The sequence below is a fragment of the Pseudomonas sp. C9-3 genome (assembly GCF_032392015.1).
In the GTDB taxonomy this organism is placed as follows: Bacteria; Pseudomonadota; Gammaproteobacteria; order Pseudomonadales; family Pseudomonadaceae; genus Pseudomonas; species Pseudomonas nitroreducens.
In genome coordinates, this window is the sequence record NZ_CP135919.1 from 5,457,089 (window position 1) to 5,471,763 (window position 14,675).

Genomic DNA, 14,675 nt, shown 5'->3' on the forward strand with positions numbered 1-14,675 from the left:
AGCAGGAACTCAGATCAGAAAACTCAAACCCACGCTGAACAGCAGCAGGGCAAACAAACGCTTCAGGACCTTGGCCGGCAGGCGATGCGCCAGCCGCGCCCCGATGCGGGCAAAGAACATACTGGTAACGGCGATGCCCAGCAGCGCCGGCAGGTAGACGAAGCCCAGGCTCAGCTCCGGCAGCTTGTCGTTGTGCCAGCCGACGGCGATGAAGGATATCGCGCCAGCGATGGCGATCGGCAGGCCGCACGCCGAAGAAGTCGCAACCGCCTGTTGCATGGAGACGCCACGCCAGGACAGAAACGGCACAGTCAGCGAACCGCCGCCGATGCCGAAGATCGCCGAAGCCCAGCCCACCACGCCGCCCGCCACGCCAAGGCCGAAGCGGCCCGGCAGGTCGCGCTCGCCCTTGGGCTGGAGCCCGAGGGCCATCTGGATCGACACCAGGATGGCGAAGGTACCGATGATCTTCTGCAGCACCGGCCCCTGGATCTTCGACGCGGTCAACGCGCCCAGCGCGCTGCCGACCAGGATACCGACGGTCATCCAGGCGAACACCCGCCAGCGCACGGCGCCACGGCGGTGGTGTTCGAGAATCGAATTGATCGACGTGAAGATGATGGTCGCCAGCGAAGTCCCGACCGCCATCTGGGTCAGCACATCGGGCGAGAAGCCGTGGGCAGTGAAGCTGAACACCAGGGCCGGAACGATGATCAACCCGCCGCCGACGCCGAACAGGCCGGCGAGCACGCCAGCACAGGCGCCAAGCACCAGGTAGAGCACGAACTCCATGGGCAACCTCGGGCAACAAAGCGGGCATGGTAGCCGAAGGCTCCCGGGCGCTCCAGCCACTCCGGGACATCGGCGGATGTTGATAGACTGCCGGCACACTACGGAGTTCGACCCATGTGCCTGATCGTCTTCGCCTGGCGCCCCGAGCACGCCACGCCCCTGATCGTCGCGGCCAACCGCGATGAATTCTATGCCCGCCCGACCCTGCCGCTGGCGGCCTGGGAGGAGTATCCCGGCGTGTATGCCGGCCGCGACCTGGAGGCCGGCGGCACCTGGATGGGAGTGGCCGCGGGTGGGCGATTCGCCGCCCTGACCAACGTGCGCGATCCCGGCCAGCCGATCGGCCCGCGTTCCCGTGGCGAGCTGGTAGCGGCTTTCCTGCAAGGCGGGCAGTCGCCGCTGGAATACCTGCAGCAGGTTGCCCGCCGCGCTTCGGACTACAGCGGCTTCAACCTGCTGGTCGGCGACGGTGCGCAACTGTGCTACTTCAATCCCCGCGTCGGCCCGCCTGTGGCGGTGGCTCCGGGGGTGCACGGACTGTCCAATGCAGCGCTGGACACGCCCTGGCCCAAGCTCCTTACCGCGCGTGAGGGTCTGGAGGCAGCGCTGGAGAAGCCTGATACCGGCTCCCTGGTCGCGCTACTGACGGACAATCGACAGCCCAGTGAAGCCGAGTTGCCGGATACCGGCGTCGGCCTGGCCACCGAGCGCCTGCTGTCCAGCGTGTTCATCGCCAGCCCGAACTACGGCACCCGTGCCAGCACCGCGCTGATCGTCCACGCGGACGGCCGTCGCGAGCTGCTCGAACACAGCTTTGGTCCCAGTGGCGCACGCCTGGGCGAGGTTTCCCTCATCGTCTAGCAGACGACGATACAGTCGCGCTGACGCTTGGCGCGGTAGAGCGCGTCATCCAGTCGGCGCAGCATCGCCATCAGGTCCTCGCCGGGCTGCATCTGGGTCACGGCGAAGCTGGCGGTGAGCTGGGTCGGCAACGAAACATCCGCCCGGCGCAGGCTCAAGCGCAGGCGCTCGGCCAGCTCCCGTGCGGCCTCGGCATCGGTCTCGGGCAGCAGCACGATGAACTCCTCGCCACCCCAGCGGGCAAAGCAATCCTCTTCACGCAGGCGCCGCCGCACCACCTCGGCGACCGCGACGAGCACGCGATCCCCGGCCTGGTGGCCGAGGCTGTCGTTGATGCGCTTGAAGTGGTCGAGATCGAACATCATCAGCGAACAGCCGTGGCCATGGCGCTGCAAGCGCTGCCATTCGGCGTGCAACTGTTGCTCGAAGCGCCGCCGGTTGGCGATCTGGGTCAGCGGGTCGATCTCGGAAAGGCGCAGCGCCACCGCGGCCTGCTCGGCCAGTGCCTGGTTGGCCTGGCGCAAGGCCTCGGTGCGGGTCTGTACCAGGAACTCCAGGCTCAGGTTGAGCTGGTGCAGTTCGTGGTTCTTTTCCTGCAGCGCCAGCTCCGCCAGCTTGCGTTCATGGATGTTTCGGTGTGCGCCGATCATCCGCGTTGGCTTGCCGTCCCCGTCGAACTCGAAGAAGCGCCCGTGATCGCTGACCCACAGGTAGCTGCCGTCCAGGCAGCGGCAGCGATACTCCTCACGGTAGACGCCGCTGCGACCCTGCACGTAGGCATCGAAGGCGAACATGACCCGGCCGAAATCCTCGGGATGGATGATCTCGTGCCAGGTAGCGACGTTTTCCGGGAGGCTGTCGGGGTCGTAGCCGAGCATGGCGTACCAGCTCGGGCTGCGGGTGACGTGGTTGCTGCGGATGTCCCAGTCCCAGATGCCGTCGCTGACGATGCTCAGGGCATAGCGCAGGGTGCGGGCGCTGCTATCGGCCTCCGTGCAAGGCGTGACGTCGAGCTCTTCCATAAGCTTCGTCCTGGCCGGCGTGCCGACCGTGTCATCGTCTGACCTTCCGGAAATGCACGGCTCCGGAAGGCGGCTTTCGCTGGCGTCAGGCCTGGATGGTTGCCGCCGGATTGATCACGCGGCCCAGGCCGAGATTGCGCAGGGCCAGGTGCAGCGAGCTGTGGATGACCTGAGGGTTGTCGAAGGTCATCAGTTGGCCGAGCAGCTCGCGGGCCTTGGACAGGGTCATCTGGCGCAGCAGCCATTTCACCTTGGGCAGGTTGGTGGCGTTCATCGACAGCGAATCGAAGCCCATGGCCATCAGCAGTACGGCAGCCGCCGGATCGCCGGCCATTTCGCCGCAGATGCTCACCGGCTTGCCTTCGTCGTGCGCGCCGTTGACCACGATCCGCAGTGCTTGCAGCACGGCCGGGTGCAGGTAGTCGTAGAGATCGGCGACCCGTGGGTTGTTGCGGTCGACCGCCAGCAGGTACTGGGTCAGGTCGTTGGAACCGACCGAAACGAAGTCCACCTGACGCGCCAGCTCACGTATCTGGTACACCGCAGCTGGAATCTCAATCATCATGCCGATCGGCGGCATGGGGATATCCACGCCTTCGTCGCGCACTTCGCCCCAGGCGCGGTGGATCAGGTGCAGCGCCTCTTCCAGCTCATGGGTGCCGGAGATCATCGGCAGCAGGATGCGCAGGTTGTCCAGGCCCTCACTGGCCTTGAGCATGGCGCGGGTCTGCACCAGGAAGATTTCCGGGTGGTCGAGGGTGACGCGGATGCCGCGCCAGCCGAGGAAGGGGTTGTCTTCCTTGATCGGGAAGTAGGACAGCGCCTTGTCGCCGCCGATGTCCAGGGTGCGCATGGTCACCGGCAGCGGATGGAAGGCGGAGAGCTGCTCGCGGTAGATGGCGAGCTGTTCCTTCTCGCTGGGGAAGCGGTCGTTGATCATGAACGGCACTTCGGTGCGGTACAGGCCGACACCTTCGGCACCGCGCTCCTGGGCGCGCGCCACGTCCGCCAGCAGGCCGGTGTTGACCCACAGCGGCATGCGATGGCCATCCAGCGTCTCGCAGGGCAGCTCGCGCAGTGCGGCCAGGCCCTTGCTCAGTTCCTTTTCTTCGGCGACCACTTCGCCGTACTGCTTGACCAGCTGCGGCGACGGGTTGGTGTAGATCTCGCCGTGGTAGCCGTCGACGATCAGGTCGATGCCGTCGACCTTGGAGTACGGCAGGTCGACCGCGCCCATGACCGTGGGAATGCCCATGGCACGAGCGAGAATGGCCACGTGGGAGTTGCCCGAGCCGAGTACCGAGATCAGGCCCACCAGCTTGCCTTCAGGCACTTCGCCAAGCATCGCCGGCGACAGTTCTTCGCTGACGATGATGGTCTGGTCCGGATAGGTCAGTGTCTGCTTACGCTCTTCCTGCAGGTAAGCGAGGATGCGGCGGCCGATGTCCTTGACGTCGGAGGCACGCTCGCGCAGGTAGGCGTCGTCCATCAGCTCGAAGCGCTGCACGTGCTCCATGACCACCTGGCGCAGGGCGCCCTGGGCCCATTGGCCGGTGCGGATGATGCGTTTGACTTCGAGGCCGATGGAGGCGTCGTCGAGCATCATCAGGTAGACGTCGAACAGCGCGCGCTCTTCCTTGCGCAGCTGGGTGGCCAGCTTGCTGGAGAGGTTGCGCATGTCTTCGCGGACCGATTCCAGCGCCTGCTTGAAGCGCTCGATTTCGGCCTCGACGTCGTCGATGGGTTTGTCCGGGACGACTTCCAGGTCGGCCGGCGGCAGCACCACCACGGCCTTGCCCACGGCCACGCCGGGAGCGCCGGGAACGCCGACGAACTTGGCTTCGCTGATGCCCTTGCCCATCTTGCCCAGGCCGCGGATCGAACCGGTGGCCTCGGCGTGGGCGATGACGCCGGCGAGCTGCGCACTCATGGTGACGAGGAAGGCTTCCTCGCCTTCGTCGAACTGGCGCTTTTCCTTCTGCTGCACGACCAGAACGCCCATCACCCGACGGTGGTGGATGATCGGTGCGCCGAGGAAGGAGGCGTAGCGCTCCTCGCCGGTCTCGGCGAAGTAGCGGTAGCGGGGGTGTTCGGAGGCGTTCTCGAGGTTCAGCGGCTCCTCGCGGGTGCCGACCAGGCCGACCAGGCCCTCATTGGGCGCCATGCTGACCTTGCCGATGGAGCGCTTGTTCAGGCCTTCGGTGGCCATCAGCACGAAGCGGTTGCTCTCCGGGTCCAGCAGGTAGACCGAGCACACCTGGGTGCCCATCGCCTCCTTCACGCGCTGCACGATGATGCCCAGCGCCGCCTTGAGGTCCTTGGCGGAGTTCACTTCCTGGACGATCTTACGCAGCGTGTTGAGCATGGCTCGGGGTCTAACTCCTTGAACTTCGTGCTAGTCGCGCGCCAGCAGGCGCGGTGCCAATTCCTTCAGAGCCCGGCGGTAGACCTCGCGTTTGAAGGTCACGACCTGGCCCAGCGGGTACCAGTAGCTCACCCATTTCCAGCCGTCGAATTCGGGCTTGCCGGTCACGTCCATGCGTACCCGGCTTTCCTCGCCGGTCAGGCGCAGCAGGAACCACTTCTGTTTCTGCCCGATGCACAACGGCTGGCTGTTGGTACGCACCAGGCGTTGCGGCAGGCGGTAACGCAGCCAGCCCCGGGTACAGGCGAGGATCTTGACGTCCTGCTCTTCCAGGCCGACTTCTTCGTTCAGTTCGCGGTACAGCGCTTCCTCAGGGGTTTCGCGGGCGTTGATACCACCCTGGGGAAATTGCCAGGCTTCCTGGTTGATGCGCCGTGCCCACAGGACCTGTCCGACATCGTTGCAAAGGATGATGCCGACATTGGGGCGAAAACCATCGGGATCGATCACGGCGGTACATCCTCGAAATCGCGTGTGCCCGCATTGTTCCACAAAGCTTGTGACAGCGGCAACGCGGGCTGCGGCGTCCTGTGCTGGGTGGGCAAAAGCCGTTACTCTAGGCGACTTTTCGGTATTGGCAACTGACGGTAATCCAACGTGCGACTGGCTCTCTTCGATCTCGACAACACCCTCCTGGCCGGCGACAGCGACCATAGCTGGGGCGAATGGCTGTGCCAGCGCGGACTGGTGGACGCTGGCGAGTACCAGGCGCGCAACGACGCCTTTTATGCCGACTACGTCGCCGGCACCCTCGACGTGTTCGCCTACCAGGCGTTCACCCAGGCCATTCTCGGCCGCACCGACCTGGCGCAGCTGGCCATCTGGCATCGCCAGTTCATGGAAGAGGTGATCGAGCCCATCGTCCTGGCCAAGGGTGAAGCGCTGCTGGCCGAACACCGCGCTGCCGGTGACAAGCTGGTGATCATTACCGCCACCAACCGTTTCATCACCGGCCCCATCGCCGAGCGCCTCGGCGTCGAGACGCTGATCGCCACCGAATGCGAAATGCAGGATGGTCTCTACACCGGCCGTACCTGCGACGTCCCCTGCTTCCAGGGCGGCAAGGTGACGCGCCTGAACCGCTGGCTGGAAGAAACCGGCCTGACACTGGACGACGCGTACTTCTACAGCGACTCGCGCAACGACCTGCCGCTGCTCGAGCAGGTCGCCAACCCGGTGGCCGTCGACCCGGACGACACCCTGCGCGCCACCGCCATCGAGCGCGGCTGGCCGGTGATCAGCCTGCGCGGCTGAGCCCTCAGAAGCCCTTGTTGACCATCAGGTGGAAGATCGCCAGGAAGGCCAGGAACGCCGGCCAGCCGAGGGCGAACCACCAGCGCATATAGAGGAAGGCTTGTGGCGGCAGCGCCGTGCCTTCCCGATGCGCCGCTTCGGCCATGTCGCGTACGCGGATCTGCAGCCAGACCACCGGCAGCCAGCAGGCACCGGCAAACACATACAGCCCAAGGCTCCACAGCAGCCAGCCCGAACCCAGCGGCCAGCCGGCCATATGCGCCATGGCTATGCCGCTCAGCGGCTGGAAGACCGCCGTGGTGGCGATGAACAGCCAATCCGCCGTGACCAGATGGCGGAAGGTGATGCGGATCGCTTGCAGATTGCCGCTGCGCCACGCGCGCCAGCTGTAGTAGGCCGAGCCCAGCCCGGTGCCGAACAGCAGTGTGGAGGACAGGATGTGCAGGGTCTTGAGCAGCAGGTAGAGGTTCACGCAGCGGGCATCACACCGGCTTGCTGATCATCAGCACCAGGATGGCGACCACGCACAGCAGCGCCAGTGCAAAGAAGGCCAGACCGAACTTCCACTGCCGTGCCGCGCTGGCGGCGATTGGCTCGCCGCTGCCCTGTGCCGCCAGTGCCAGGTCGCGGATCCGCCACAGGCGGGTGGTGAACAATAGCCAGAAGATCGTGGCGACGATCAGCAGGCAGACACTGCCCAGCAGCCAGGTCTGCCCCAGCGGCCAGCCAATGGTCTGCACCATGCGATAACCGGTGACCGGCAGGCTGGCGACGCTGCCGGCGACCAGCACCCAGCCGATCAGGCCGATGCGCTGCAGCGCCTTGGCGATCAACCCGGCGTCGCCGCTCCGCCAGCTGCGCCAGCCGTACCAGGCCAAGCCGATGATGGCCAGGAACGGCAGCACCGCGGCGATGCCGTGGAGGATGCGGAAGGTCTGCAGGCTTTCCATTTCAAGTCCCTGTGATCGATGCGGCTTTACGACAAGCCTAGCAGCAGTCGCGCCGCCTCTGCCTGACCTCAGCCGAGGAACAGGCGATAGGCCGGGTTGTCCGTTTCGTCCCAGTAGGGGTAACCGATCTCTTCCAGCGCGGCCGACACCAGGTGGCGTTCGTCTTCCGGCACCTGCAGGCCCGCCACCACGCGACCGTCGGCGGCGCCGTGGTTGCGGTAGTGGAACAGGGTGATGTTCCAGCGGCCACCCAGGCGGTTGAGGAAGTTGAACAGCGCGCCGGGACGCTCGGGGAATTCGAAGCGGAACACCTGCTCGCCCGAAACCCGCGGCGAATGGCCGCCGACCATATGGCGGATGTGCAGCTTGGCCAGTTCGTTGTCGGTCAGGTCCAGCACCGGGAAGCCCTGATCCTGCAGTTGCTGCACCAGCGCCGCGCGCGGGTCGTTCTCTGGGTGCGTCTGCACGCCGACGAAGATGTGCGCTTCGCTGTCGGTGTTGTAGCGGTAGTTGAACTCGGTGATCTGGCGCTTGCCGATGGCCTCGCAGAAGGCCTTGAAGCTGCCCGGGCGCTCCGGGATGGTCACGGCGATGATCGCTTCGCGCTTCTCGCCCAGTTCGGCGCGCTCGGCCACGTGGCGCAGGCGGTCGAAGTTGATGTTGGCGCCCGAGTCGATGGCGACCAGGGTCTCGCCCTTCACGCCTTCGCGCTCGACGTACCTCTTGATCCCGGCCACCGCCAGCGCGCCGGCCGGCTCGGTGATGGAACGGGTGTCGTCGTAGATGTCCTTGATCGCCGCGCAGATCTCGTCGGTGCTGACGGTGATCACTTCATCGACGTAGTCCTTGCACAGCTCGAAGTTGTGCTTGCCGATCTGCGCCACGGCGACGCCGTCGGCGAATAGCCCGACCTGGCCGAGCACCACGCGCTCGCCGGCGGCCATGGCAGCCTGCAGGCAATTGGAGTCGTCCGGCTCGACGCCGATGACCTTGATCTCCGGGCGCAGGTATTTGACGTAGGCGGCGATGCCGGCGATCAGGCCGCCGCCGCCGACGGGCACGAAGATCGCGTCGATACGGCCCGGGTTCTGGCGGAGGATTTCCATGGCCACGGTGCCCTGGCCGGCGATCACGTCCGGATCGTCGTAGGGATGGATGTAGACGTAGCCCTTCTCTTCCACCAGCTTGAGCGAATGCGCCAGCGCATCGGGGAAGGCATCGCCGTGCAGCACGGCCTTGCCGCCGCGGGCGCGTACGCCCTGAACCTTCAGCTCCGGCGTGGTGCGCGGCATCACGATGGTCGCCTTGATGCCCAGCTCGCGGGCGGCCAGCGCCACGCCCTGGGCGTGGTTGCCGGCGGAGGCGGTGACGACGCCGCGGGCGAGTTCTTCCGGGCTCAGCTGCGCCAGCTTGTTGTAGGCGCCGCGAATCTTGAAGGAGAACACCGGCTGCAGGTCTTCGCGCTTGAGCAGAATCTGGTTGCCCAGGCGCTCGGAGAGCTGGCGGGCGGGCTGCAGGGGCGTTTCCACGGCAACGTCGTAGACACGCGAGGTGAGGATCTTCTTGACGTAGTGTTCGAGCATCGGAAGGGCTATATCGGCGGCTTTTCGAGGAACCGCGAGTCTACTCCAGCCGGCGCGGCGCGGGCCACCGAACAATCCGCGCGGAAACGACCATAACAGTTGCCCGGCGGCGCAACACCGGCGCGTCATCGGCCGCTATAATCCGCCCACTCGAACTTTCTCCGGCGCCCTTGCGCCCTTCCAGGTAAGAAGACCCTTCGCCATGAACCAGGATCAGCTCAAGCAGGCTGTGGCCCAGGCCGCCGTCGACCACATTCTTCCGCACCTCGACAGCAAGAGCATCGTTGGCGTCGGCACCGGCTCCACCGCCAACTTTTTCATCGACCTGCTGGCCCAGCACAGGGCCGAGTTCGACGGCGCCGTGGCCAGCTCCGAAGCCACCGCCCAGCGCCTGAAGGGCCACGGCATCCCGGTCTACGACCTAAACACGGTCAGCGAGCTGGAGTTCTACGTGGACGGCGCCGACGAGACCAACGAGCGCCTGGAACTGATCAAGGGCGGCGGCGCGGCGCTGACCCGCGAGAAGATCGTCGCTGCAGTGGCCCGCAAGTTCATCTGCATCGCCGACGGCAGCAAGCTGGTGCCGATCCTCGGCGAGTTCCCGCTGCCGGTGGAAGTCATCCCCATGGCCCGCAGCCACGTCGCCCGCCAACTGGTGAAGCTGGGCGGCGACCCGGTGTACCGCGAGGGCGTGCTGACCGACAACGGCAACATCATCCTCGACGTGCACAACCTGCGCATCGACAGCCCGGTGCAACTGGAAGAGGCGATCAACAACATCGTCGGCGTGGTCACCAACGGCCTGTTCGCCGCCCGCCCGGCCGACCTGCTGCTGCTGGGAACCGCCGAAGGCGTGAAGACCCTCAAGGTTTGACACCCTCAGGCGCCATCCGCCGGATGGCGCCTTTCAGAGCCTCTGCTGCCGTCTACGCTGGGATGACCTTAAGCCCCAACGGAGACGCAGCATGGCCGCCAAATACCATCTGAAGAAGGCCAGCGATGGCCAGTTCCACTTCAATCTGCACGCCAGCAACGGCGAAATCGTCCTGACCAGCGAGCTGTACAAGGCCAAGACCTCGGCCATGGACGGCATCCAATCGGTGCGCAAGAACTCGCAGCGCGAAGGCGCCTTCGAGGTCAAGGTCGCCGCCAACGGCAAGCACTACTTCGTGCTCAAGGCCACCAACGGCCAGGTCGTCGGGCAGAGCCAGATGTACGCCAGCAAGGCCACCGCCGATGCCGGCGTGGCGGCGGTCAAGCGTTACGCGGGGGATGCGCCGATCAGTGACGACACCTGATTGCGCACCGTTTCGGTGAGCGTCTTCACCCAGCCGCCTTGCACGGCCGGCACAGTCGCCGGCCGTGTATCAACATTGTTACAGTGGCGCGACACCCTCGGTCACTGACGCGTCAAATTCCGCCCATCTCCAGCGAACCGGCCTGCATCCTGCTTTCCTCCGGCGCACGCATCGAAGACCGATGCGATTCCAATCGACACAGAGGAAAGTGCCGTGTTCAAACCTTTAGCCGTTGCGGTCAGCCTGGGGTGCGCCGCGTTTTCGATCGACGCCAGCGCCTATGAGTACGGGGATTACGCCGAGGACACCCTCGACACCCTGATCAACGATTACCCCGGCCGTTACCGTGGCACCGCCAGCTTCGCCGGCGCCACCGCGCTCATGCAGTCGCGCCTGGGCTTCGGCTACCAGACGCAGATCCAGGACTTCACCTGGGCCGGCAACCGCAGCTCGCAGAACGTCATCGCCAGTGCCCCAGGCAGCAGCGGCCAGTACGTGGTGCTGGGCGCCCACTACGACACCTACTACGGCCGCCCCACCCTGCAGGGCCTGGATGACAACGGCTCAGGCGCAGCCGTACTGACGGAGATCGCCCGCAACCTGGGCGGCATCGAACTGGAGAACGGCCTGGAGGTGGTCGGCTTCGGCGCCGAGGAAGAAGGCCTGCGCGGCTCGCGCGCCTACGTCGCCTCGCTCACTGACGAACAGCGCAGCAACCTGCTGGGCATGATCAACCTCGACAGCCTGATCACCGGCGACAAGATGTACGCCCACGCCGGCTTCAACAGCGTCGACAACCCCGCGCTGGGCGCCTACCGCGATCAGTTGCTGCGTATCGCCCAGGAGCTGAAGATCCCACTGTTCACCAACCCTGGCCTGAACGAGGAGTACCCCGCGGGTACCGGTTGCTGCAGCGACGGCGAAAGCTTCGAGGGCCTGAACGTCCCGGTGCTGTTCATCGAAGCCACCAACTGGGAACTGGGCGACCTGGACGGCTACGAACAGACCGACAACCCCGCCATCCCCGGCGGCGCCACCTGGCACAATCCGGCGCTGGACAACGAGCAGGTACTCACTGGCGCCTTCGGCCAGGAGCGCATCGACCAGCGCCTGCGTGATTTCTCGCGCCTGCTCACGCGCCTGGTGCTGGAATTGACCAACGCCGACCTGCTCGCCTCCACCGCCTCCGGCGGCGCCATGGCGCGGCAGATGGAAGACCAGCTGCAGCGCCAGCACCTGGCCCTCACCCGTCTGCATGACCGCCGCTGGCTGAGCCTGCTGGGCAGCTCGCGCCCGGTCGGCAGCTTCGACGGCGCCGTTGGCGTGGAAGGTGAAACCACCCCCGAGAGCGGCTTCGATATGCCCGGCGACCCGCGCTCGCACCGCGCCGGGGTGAACCTGCTGGGGGATTATCGCGCCAGCGAGGCACTGACCGTTGGCGGCAGCCTGAGCTTCCAGCGCAGCCGCGACAACCTCGACCACAGTGCACGACTGGAAGCGGAAACCTGGCAGCTCGGCCTCTACGGCCTGTTCAACGACGGCGGCCCGGCCTGGCTGGGCGGCGAGCTGAGCGCCGGCTACGCGGACTTCGACAGCAAGCGCGCGGTGTACCTGAAGGCAAAGAACGGCCCGGCGCTGCTCGACCAGCGCATCGACGGCGACACCAACGCCTGGTTCTGGGGCGCGAGGGTCGACGGCGGTTACGACTTCGACATCGCCGGCATCAAGACCGGGCCACAAGGCGGCCTGGACTATGTGCACTACAAGATCGACGACTTCAACGAGGAAGACGATCTGCGCACCGCGCTGGGCTACGAGAAGCAGGACTATGACTCGGTCGAAGCCAGCCTTGGCTGGGGCCTGCGCGGCGAGCTGCCGCTGGGTAACCGCATGGCCGTGCAGCCGTACGCCAGCGTGCGCTGGGTGAAGGAGTTGGCCGACGGCCGCCTGGACGACATCGCGCTGACCGCCCTGGGCGATGGCCGCACTCGCGTCGCCGACCTGGGCGGCGTGGACAAGAACTTCGGCCGCGCCCAGGCCGGCGCCCTGCTGGCGGTCACCGAGCAGTTGGGCGTGTTCGCCGAGGCCAACTCGCGCTTCGCCCACAGCGAGGGCAGCCAGGCGTCCTATTCCCTCGGCGTGCAGTGGCAGTTCTGATCGCGGGACAGCGAGGCGCCTTCAGTGCGCCTCGCGTTTCTTGAATACGTAGAAGAGATTGGGCTCGCTCACCAGGTACAGCGTGCCCTGGTCATCCATGGCGATACCTTCGGCCTGCGGCACGCTGCGACGCAGGCCGCTCATGCCGCGCAGCAGCGACAGCGAACTGATCGGCTCACCATCGGCGCTCAGCTCCAGTACCAGCCGGGACTCGTCGGACAGCGCCAGCAGGTGGCCGCTGCGCTCGTCGTACTGCAGGCTGGAAAGATCGCGGACGAACAGGTTGCGATTGTGCTGGAGGTCTTCCACCACGTGGACGGCGATGGGCTGCTCGGACTGCTCGTAAGGGAAGCCGCGCACTTCATAGATATGCACAGGCTTGCGCTCCTTGGCGACGAACAGCCGCTTGCCGCCCGAGTCGTAGGCCAGCCCCTCGAAGCCACTGTTGCCGCCGCGCCCCAGGGCCAGGGCGAGTTGCTGGGCGTCTTCGATGCGCAACTCCCTGGTGTCGTCGCCGAGTTCGACGCGGATCAGGCGCTGGTGGGTTTCGTCGGTGATCACATAGACGTTGCGGCTGATGTATTCGATGGCCTCAGTGTCGCCGAAACCGTGCAGCTCGATCTTGCGCAGCACTTTGCCTTCGAGTGACAGCTCGACGAGCTCGTTCTGCTTGTTGGTGACGGTGAAGAGGGTCTGCCGGTCCGGGTCGTAGGTCAGCGCCGAGACATTTTCCTCCAGCCCCTCGATCGGCTGCGCTTCCAGTACGACGCGGTAGTCGGGCAGCCAGATGGACTTGTCCTGCCACAGCGCAGCATGGCGCCACTCGTTGAACTTGAACCAGGCGCGCTCGTAGACGCGGAAGCTCTGCCCCAGCGCGAGCAGCAAGGCCAAGGCGAGCAGCGCCAGCAGCAGGAACAGACGACGGGGCTTGAGCAAACGACGCATGGAGGACTCGGGGTGGGGTTGGCGTGGCAGATTGGCAGCAGCGCCTGAAGCCAAACTTAAAGGCCACCAGAGCTTGCGGGCAGGCTAGAGTCAGGTTAGCGCAAGTCTGTCCTGTGATTCTTTTGCAAGAGGCTGCAAGAGGCGTATCAATGGCCCAGCATCTGCTCCCCGAACAACGCCAGCAGGCGACCCTGCACACCGTGGTGCTGGCGACCGAGGTGCTGCACCACGCCGGCGTGCCGCGCCCGAAGCTGCTGGAAGGCAGCGGTATCGGCGAGGCAGACCTGCTGACGCCGGAAAAGCTGATCACCCACGCCCAGGAGCTGCGCGTCTTCGCCAACGCCCTGAACTGCCACCACGACCCGGCGCTGGGCCTCTACCTGGGCCTGCGCATGCATGTCTCGGCTTACGGAATCCTGGGTTACAGCATGCTCGCCAGCCGCACCCTGCGCGATGCGCTGCAACTGGCGCTGTCCTTTCCCGAGCTGCTGGGCACCTACTTCCGCCTGGCGCTGACGCCGCAGGGCGACGAGGTGCACCTGACCGCCGACGGCTACCGCTATGCCCCTGAGCTGACGGTGTTCAACACCGAGTTGTGCCTGACCTCGCTGCTGACGGTGATCCGCGACCTGCTCGGCGAATCGGTGCGCCCGCGCCGGTTGCTGCTCGCCTACCGCCCGCCGCTGCACGCGGAGACCTACACCGAGCGCCTCGGCTGCCCGGTGGATTTCGGCGCGCCAACCAGCGCCCTGTGCTTCAGTCCCGCCCTGCTGGATCGCCCGCTGCCACTGGCCGACCCGGTCAGCTGCCACAACGGCGTGCAGCAATGCCTGCGGATGAGCGCGACGCTCAGCAGCCGCGGCGACATGATCGACCAGTTGCGCGAGCACCTGGCCAGCCACCTGCACGACACCGCCAGCCTGGACACCGTGGCGCGCCACCTGCACCGCTCCACCCGCACCCTGCGCCGCCACCTGCAGCAGCAGAACACCAGTTATCAACAGGTGCTCGATGAAGTGCGCTTCGACCGTGCGCGGCAGTTGCTCAAGGACACCGACCTGCCGATCTATCTGATTGCCGAGCAGTTGGGCTACAGCGAAACGGCCAGCTTCCGGCATGCCTTCCAGCGCTGGAGCGGGGCGAGTCCGAGCTTGTATCGAGGCTGATGCCCAGTCGCTCTTTGTAGGATGGCGTGGAGCGAAGCGATACCCATCAGCCCAGCCCCTACAGCATGGGGCGGTGCGAACTCGAACCCAGGCTTCAGCTGTCACCCACAGCACCGGCAGAGATGGATGGAACGGCGATTTCGCTCCCGTTCGCGAGCAAGCTCGCTCCTACAAAATCGGCATCCCGCTGACGCCCGAAATCCAGCATTGCAGGGCGCATTT

Annotated in this window: 14 protein-coding genes; 6 read left to right on the forward strand and 8 right to left on the reverse strand. The window is 65.9% G+C overall.

What is annotated here, in order from left to right:
- Positions 1–9 precede the first annotated feature (9 nt).
- On the reverse strand, positions 10–792 hold the full coding sequence (locus RS899_RS24985) for a sulfite exporter TauE/SafE family protein (protein ID WP_054908104.1): 783 nt from the start codon (positions 790–792) through the stop codon (positions 10–12).
- A gap of 114 nt (positions 793–906) precedes the next feature.
- Here RS899_RS24985 and RS899_RS24990 point away from each other — a divergent pair, with 114 nt between their 5' ends.
- A complete protein-coding gene (locus RS899_RS24990; protein WP_315808323.1) occupies positions 907–1,653 on the forward strand; it encodes an NRDE family protein in 747 nt (248 codons plus the stop codon).
- On the opposite strand, the gene RS899_RS24995 is transcribed toward RS899_RS24990, so the two are convergent.
- From RS899_RS24995 to RS899_RS25005, 3 genes are all read right to left on the reverse strand, one after another.
- On the reverse strand, positions 1,650–2,675 hold the full coding sequence (locus RS899_RS24995) for a sensor domain-containing diguanylate cyclase (protein WP_315808324.1): 1,026 nt from the start codon (positions 2,673–2,675) through the stop codon (positions 1,650–1,652). The genes RS899_RS24990 and RS899_RS24995 overlap by 4 nt on opposite strands.
- 85 nt (positions 2,676–2,760) lie before the next feature.
- Entirely contained in the window at positions 2,761–5,040 is a 2,280-nt protein-coding gene (ptsP, locus tag RS899_RS25000; RefSeq protein WP_024762172.1) for a phosphoenolpyruvate--protein phosphotransferase, read from the reverse strand.
- Between the two features lie 30 nt (positions 5,041–5,070).
- Positions 5,071–5,550 carry an RNA pyrophosphohydrolase gene (locus RS899_RS25005; protein WP_017520843.1) on the reverse strand — a complete coding sequence of 160 codons (480 nt, stop codon included), beginning with the start codon at positions 5,548–5,550 and terminating at the stop codon, positions 5,071–5,073.
- A gap of 147 nt (positions 5,551–5,697) precedes the next feature.
- Between RS899_RS25005 and RS899_RS25010 the strand changes: the two genes are divergently transcribed.
- Positions 5,698–6,354, forward strand: coding sequence for an HAD family hydrolase (locus RS899_RS25010; RefSeq protein WP_233297514.1), 657 nt, complete (start codon positions 5,698–5,700; stop codon positions 6,352–6,354).
- Positions 6,355–6,358: 4 nt separating this feature from the next.
- Here RS899_RS25010 and RS899_RS25015 read toward each other — a convergent pair whose 3' ends face one another.
- The 3 genes from RS899_RS25015 to ilvA form a co-directional block, all read right to left on the reverse strand.
- On the reverse strand, positions 6,359–6,826 hold the full coding sequence (locus RS899_RS25015) for a DUF2269 domain-containing protein (protein WP_315808325.1): 468 nt from the start codon (positions 6,824–6,826) through the stop codon (positions 6,359–6,361).
- Positions 6,827–6,836: 10 nt separating this feature from the next.
- Positions 6,837–7,304, reverse strand: coding sequence for a DUF2269 domain-containing protein (locus RS899_RS25020; protein ID WP_315808326.1), 468 nt, complete (start codon positions 7,302–7,304; stop codon positions 6,837–6,839).
- Positions 7,305–7,372: 68 nt separating this feature from the next.
- On the reverse strand, positions 7,373–8,887 hold the full coding sequence (gene ilvA, locus RS899_RS25025) for a threonine ammonia-lyase, biosynthetic (protein WP_315808327.1): 1,515 nt from the start codon (positions 8,885–8,887) through the stop codon (positions 7,373–7,375).
- Positions 8,888–9,089: 202 nt separating this feature from the next.
- Between ilvA and rpiA the strand changes: the two genes are divergently transcribed.
- The 3 genes from rpiA to RS899_RS25040 all read left to right on the forward strand — a co-directional run bounded on the left by rpiA (position 9,090) and on the right by RS899_RS25040 (position 12,342).
- Entirely contained in the window at positions 9,090–9,761 is a 672-nt protein-coding gene (gene rpiA, locus RS899_RS25030; protein ID WP_315808328.1) for a ribose-5-phosphate isomerase RpiA, read from the forward strand.
- Positions 9,762–9,852: 91 nt separating this feature from the next.
- A complete protein-coding gene (locus tag RS899_RS25035) occupies positions 9,853–10,185 on the forward strand; it encodes a YegP family protein (RefSeq protein ID WP_315808329.1) in 333 nt (110 codons plus the stop codon).
- A gap of 213 nt (positions 10,186–10,398) precedes the next feature.
- Positions 10,399–12,342 (forward strand): autotransporter outer membrane beta-barrel domain-containing protein, encoded by a 1,944-nt coding sequence (locus RS899_RS25040; RefSeq protein WP_315808330.1) that lies wholly within the window; start codon positions 10,399–10,401, stop codon positions 12,340–12,342.
- A gap of 21 nt (positions 12,343–12,363) precedes the next feature.
- On the opposite strand, the gene RS899_RS25045 is transcribed toward RS899_RS25040, so the two are convergent.
- On the reverse strand, positions 12,364–13,287 hold the full coding sequence (locus RS899_RS25045) for an SdiA-regulated domain-containing protein (RefSeq protein ID WP_315808331.1): 924 nt from the start codon (positions 13,285–13,287) through the stop codon (positions 12,364–12,366).
- A gap of 149 nt (positions 13,288–13,436) precedes the next feature.
- Here RS899_RS25045 and RS899_RS25050 point away from each other — a divergent pair, with 149 nt between their 5' ends.
- Positions 13,437–14,453, forward strand: a complete 1,017-nt coding sequence (locus RS899_RS25050) for an AraC family transcriptional regulator (RefSeq protein ID WP_054908115.1) — start codon at positions 13,437–13,439, stop codon at positions 14,451–14,453.
- Positions 14,454–14,675 lie beyond the last annotated feature (222 nt).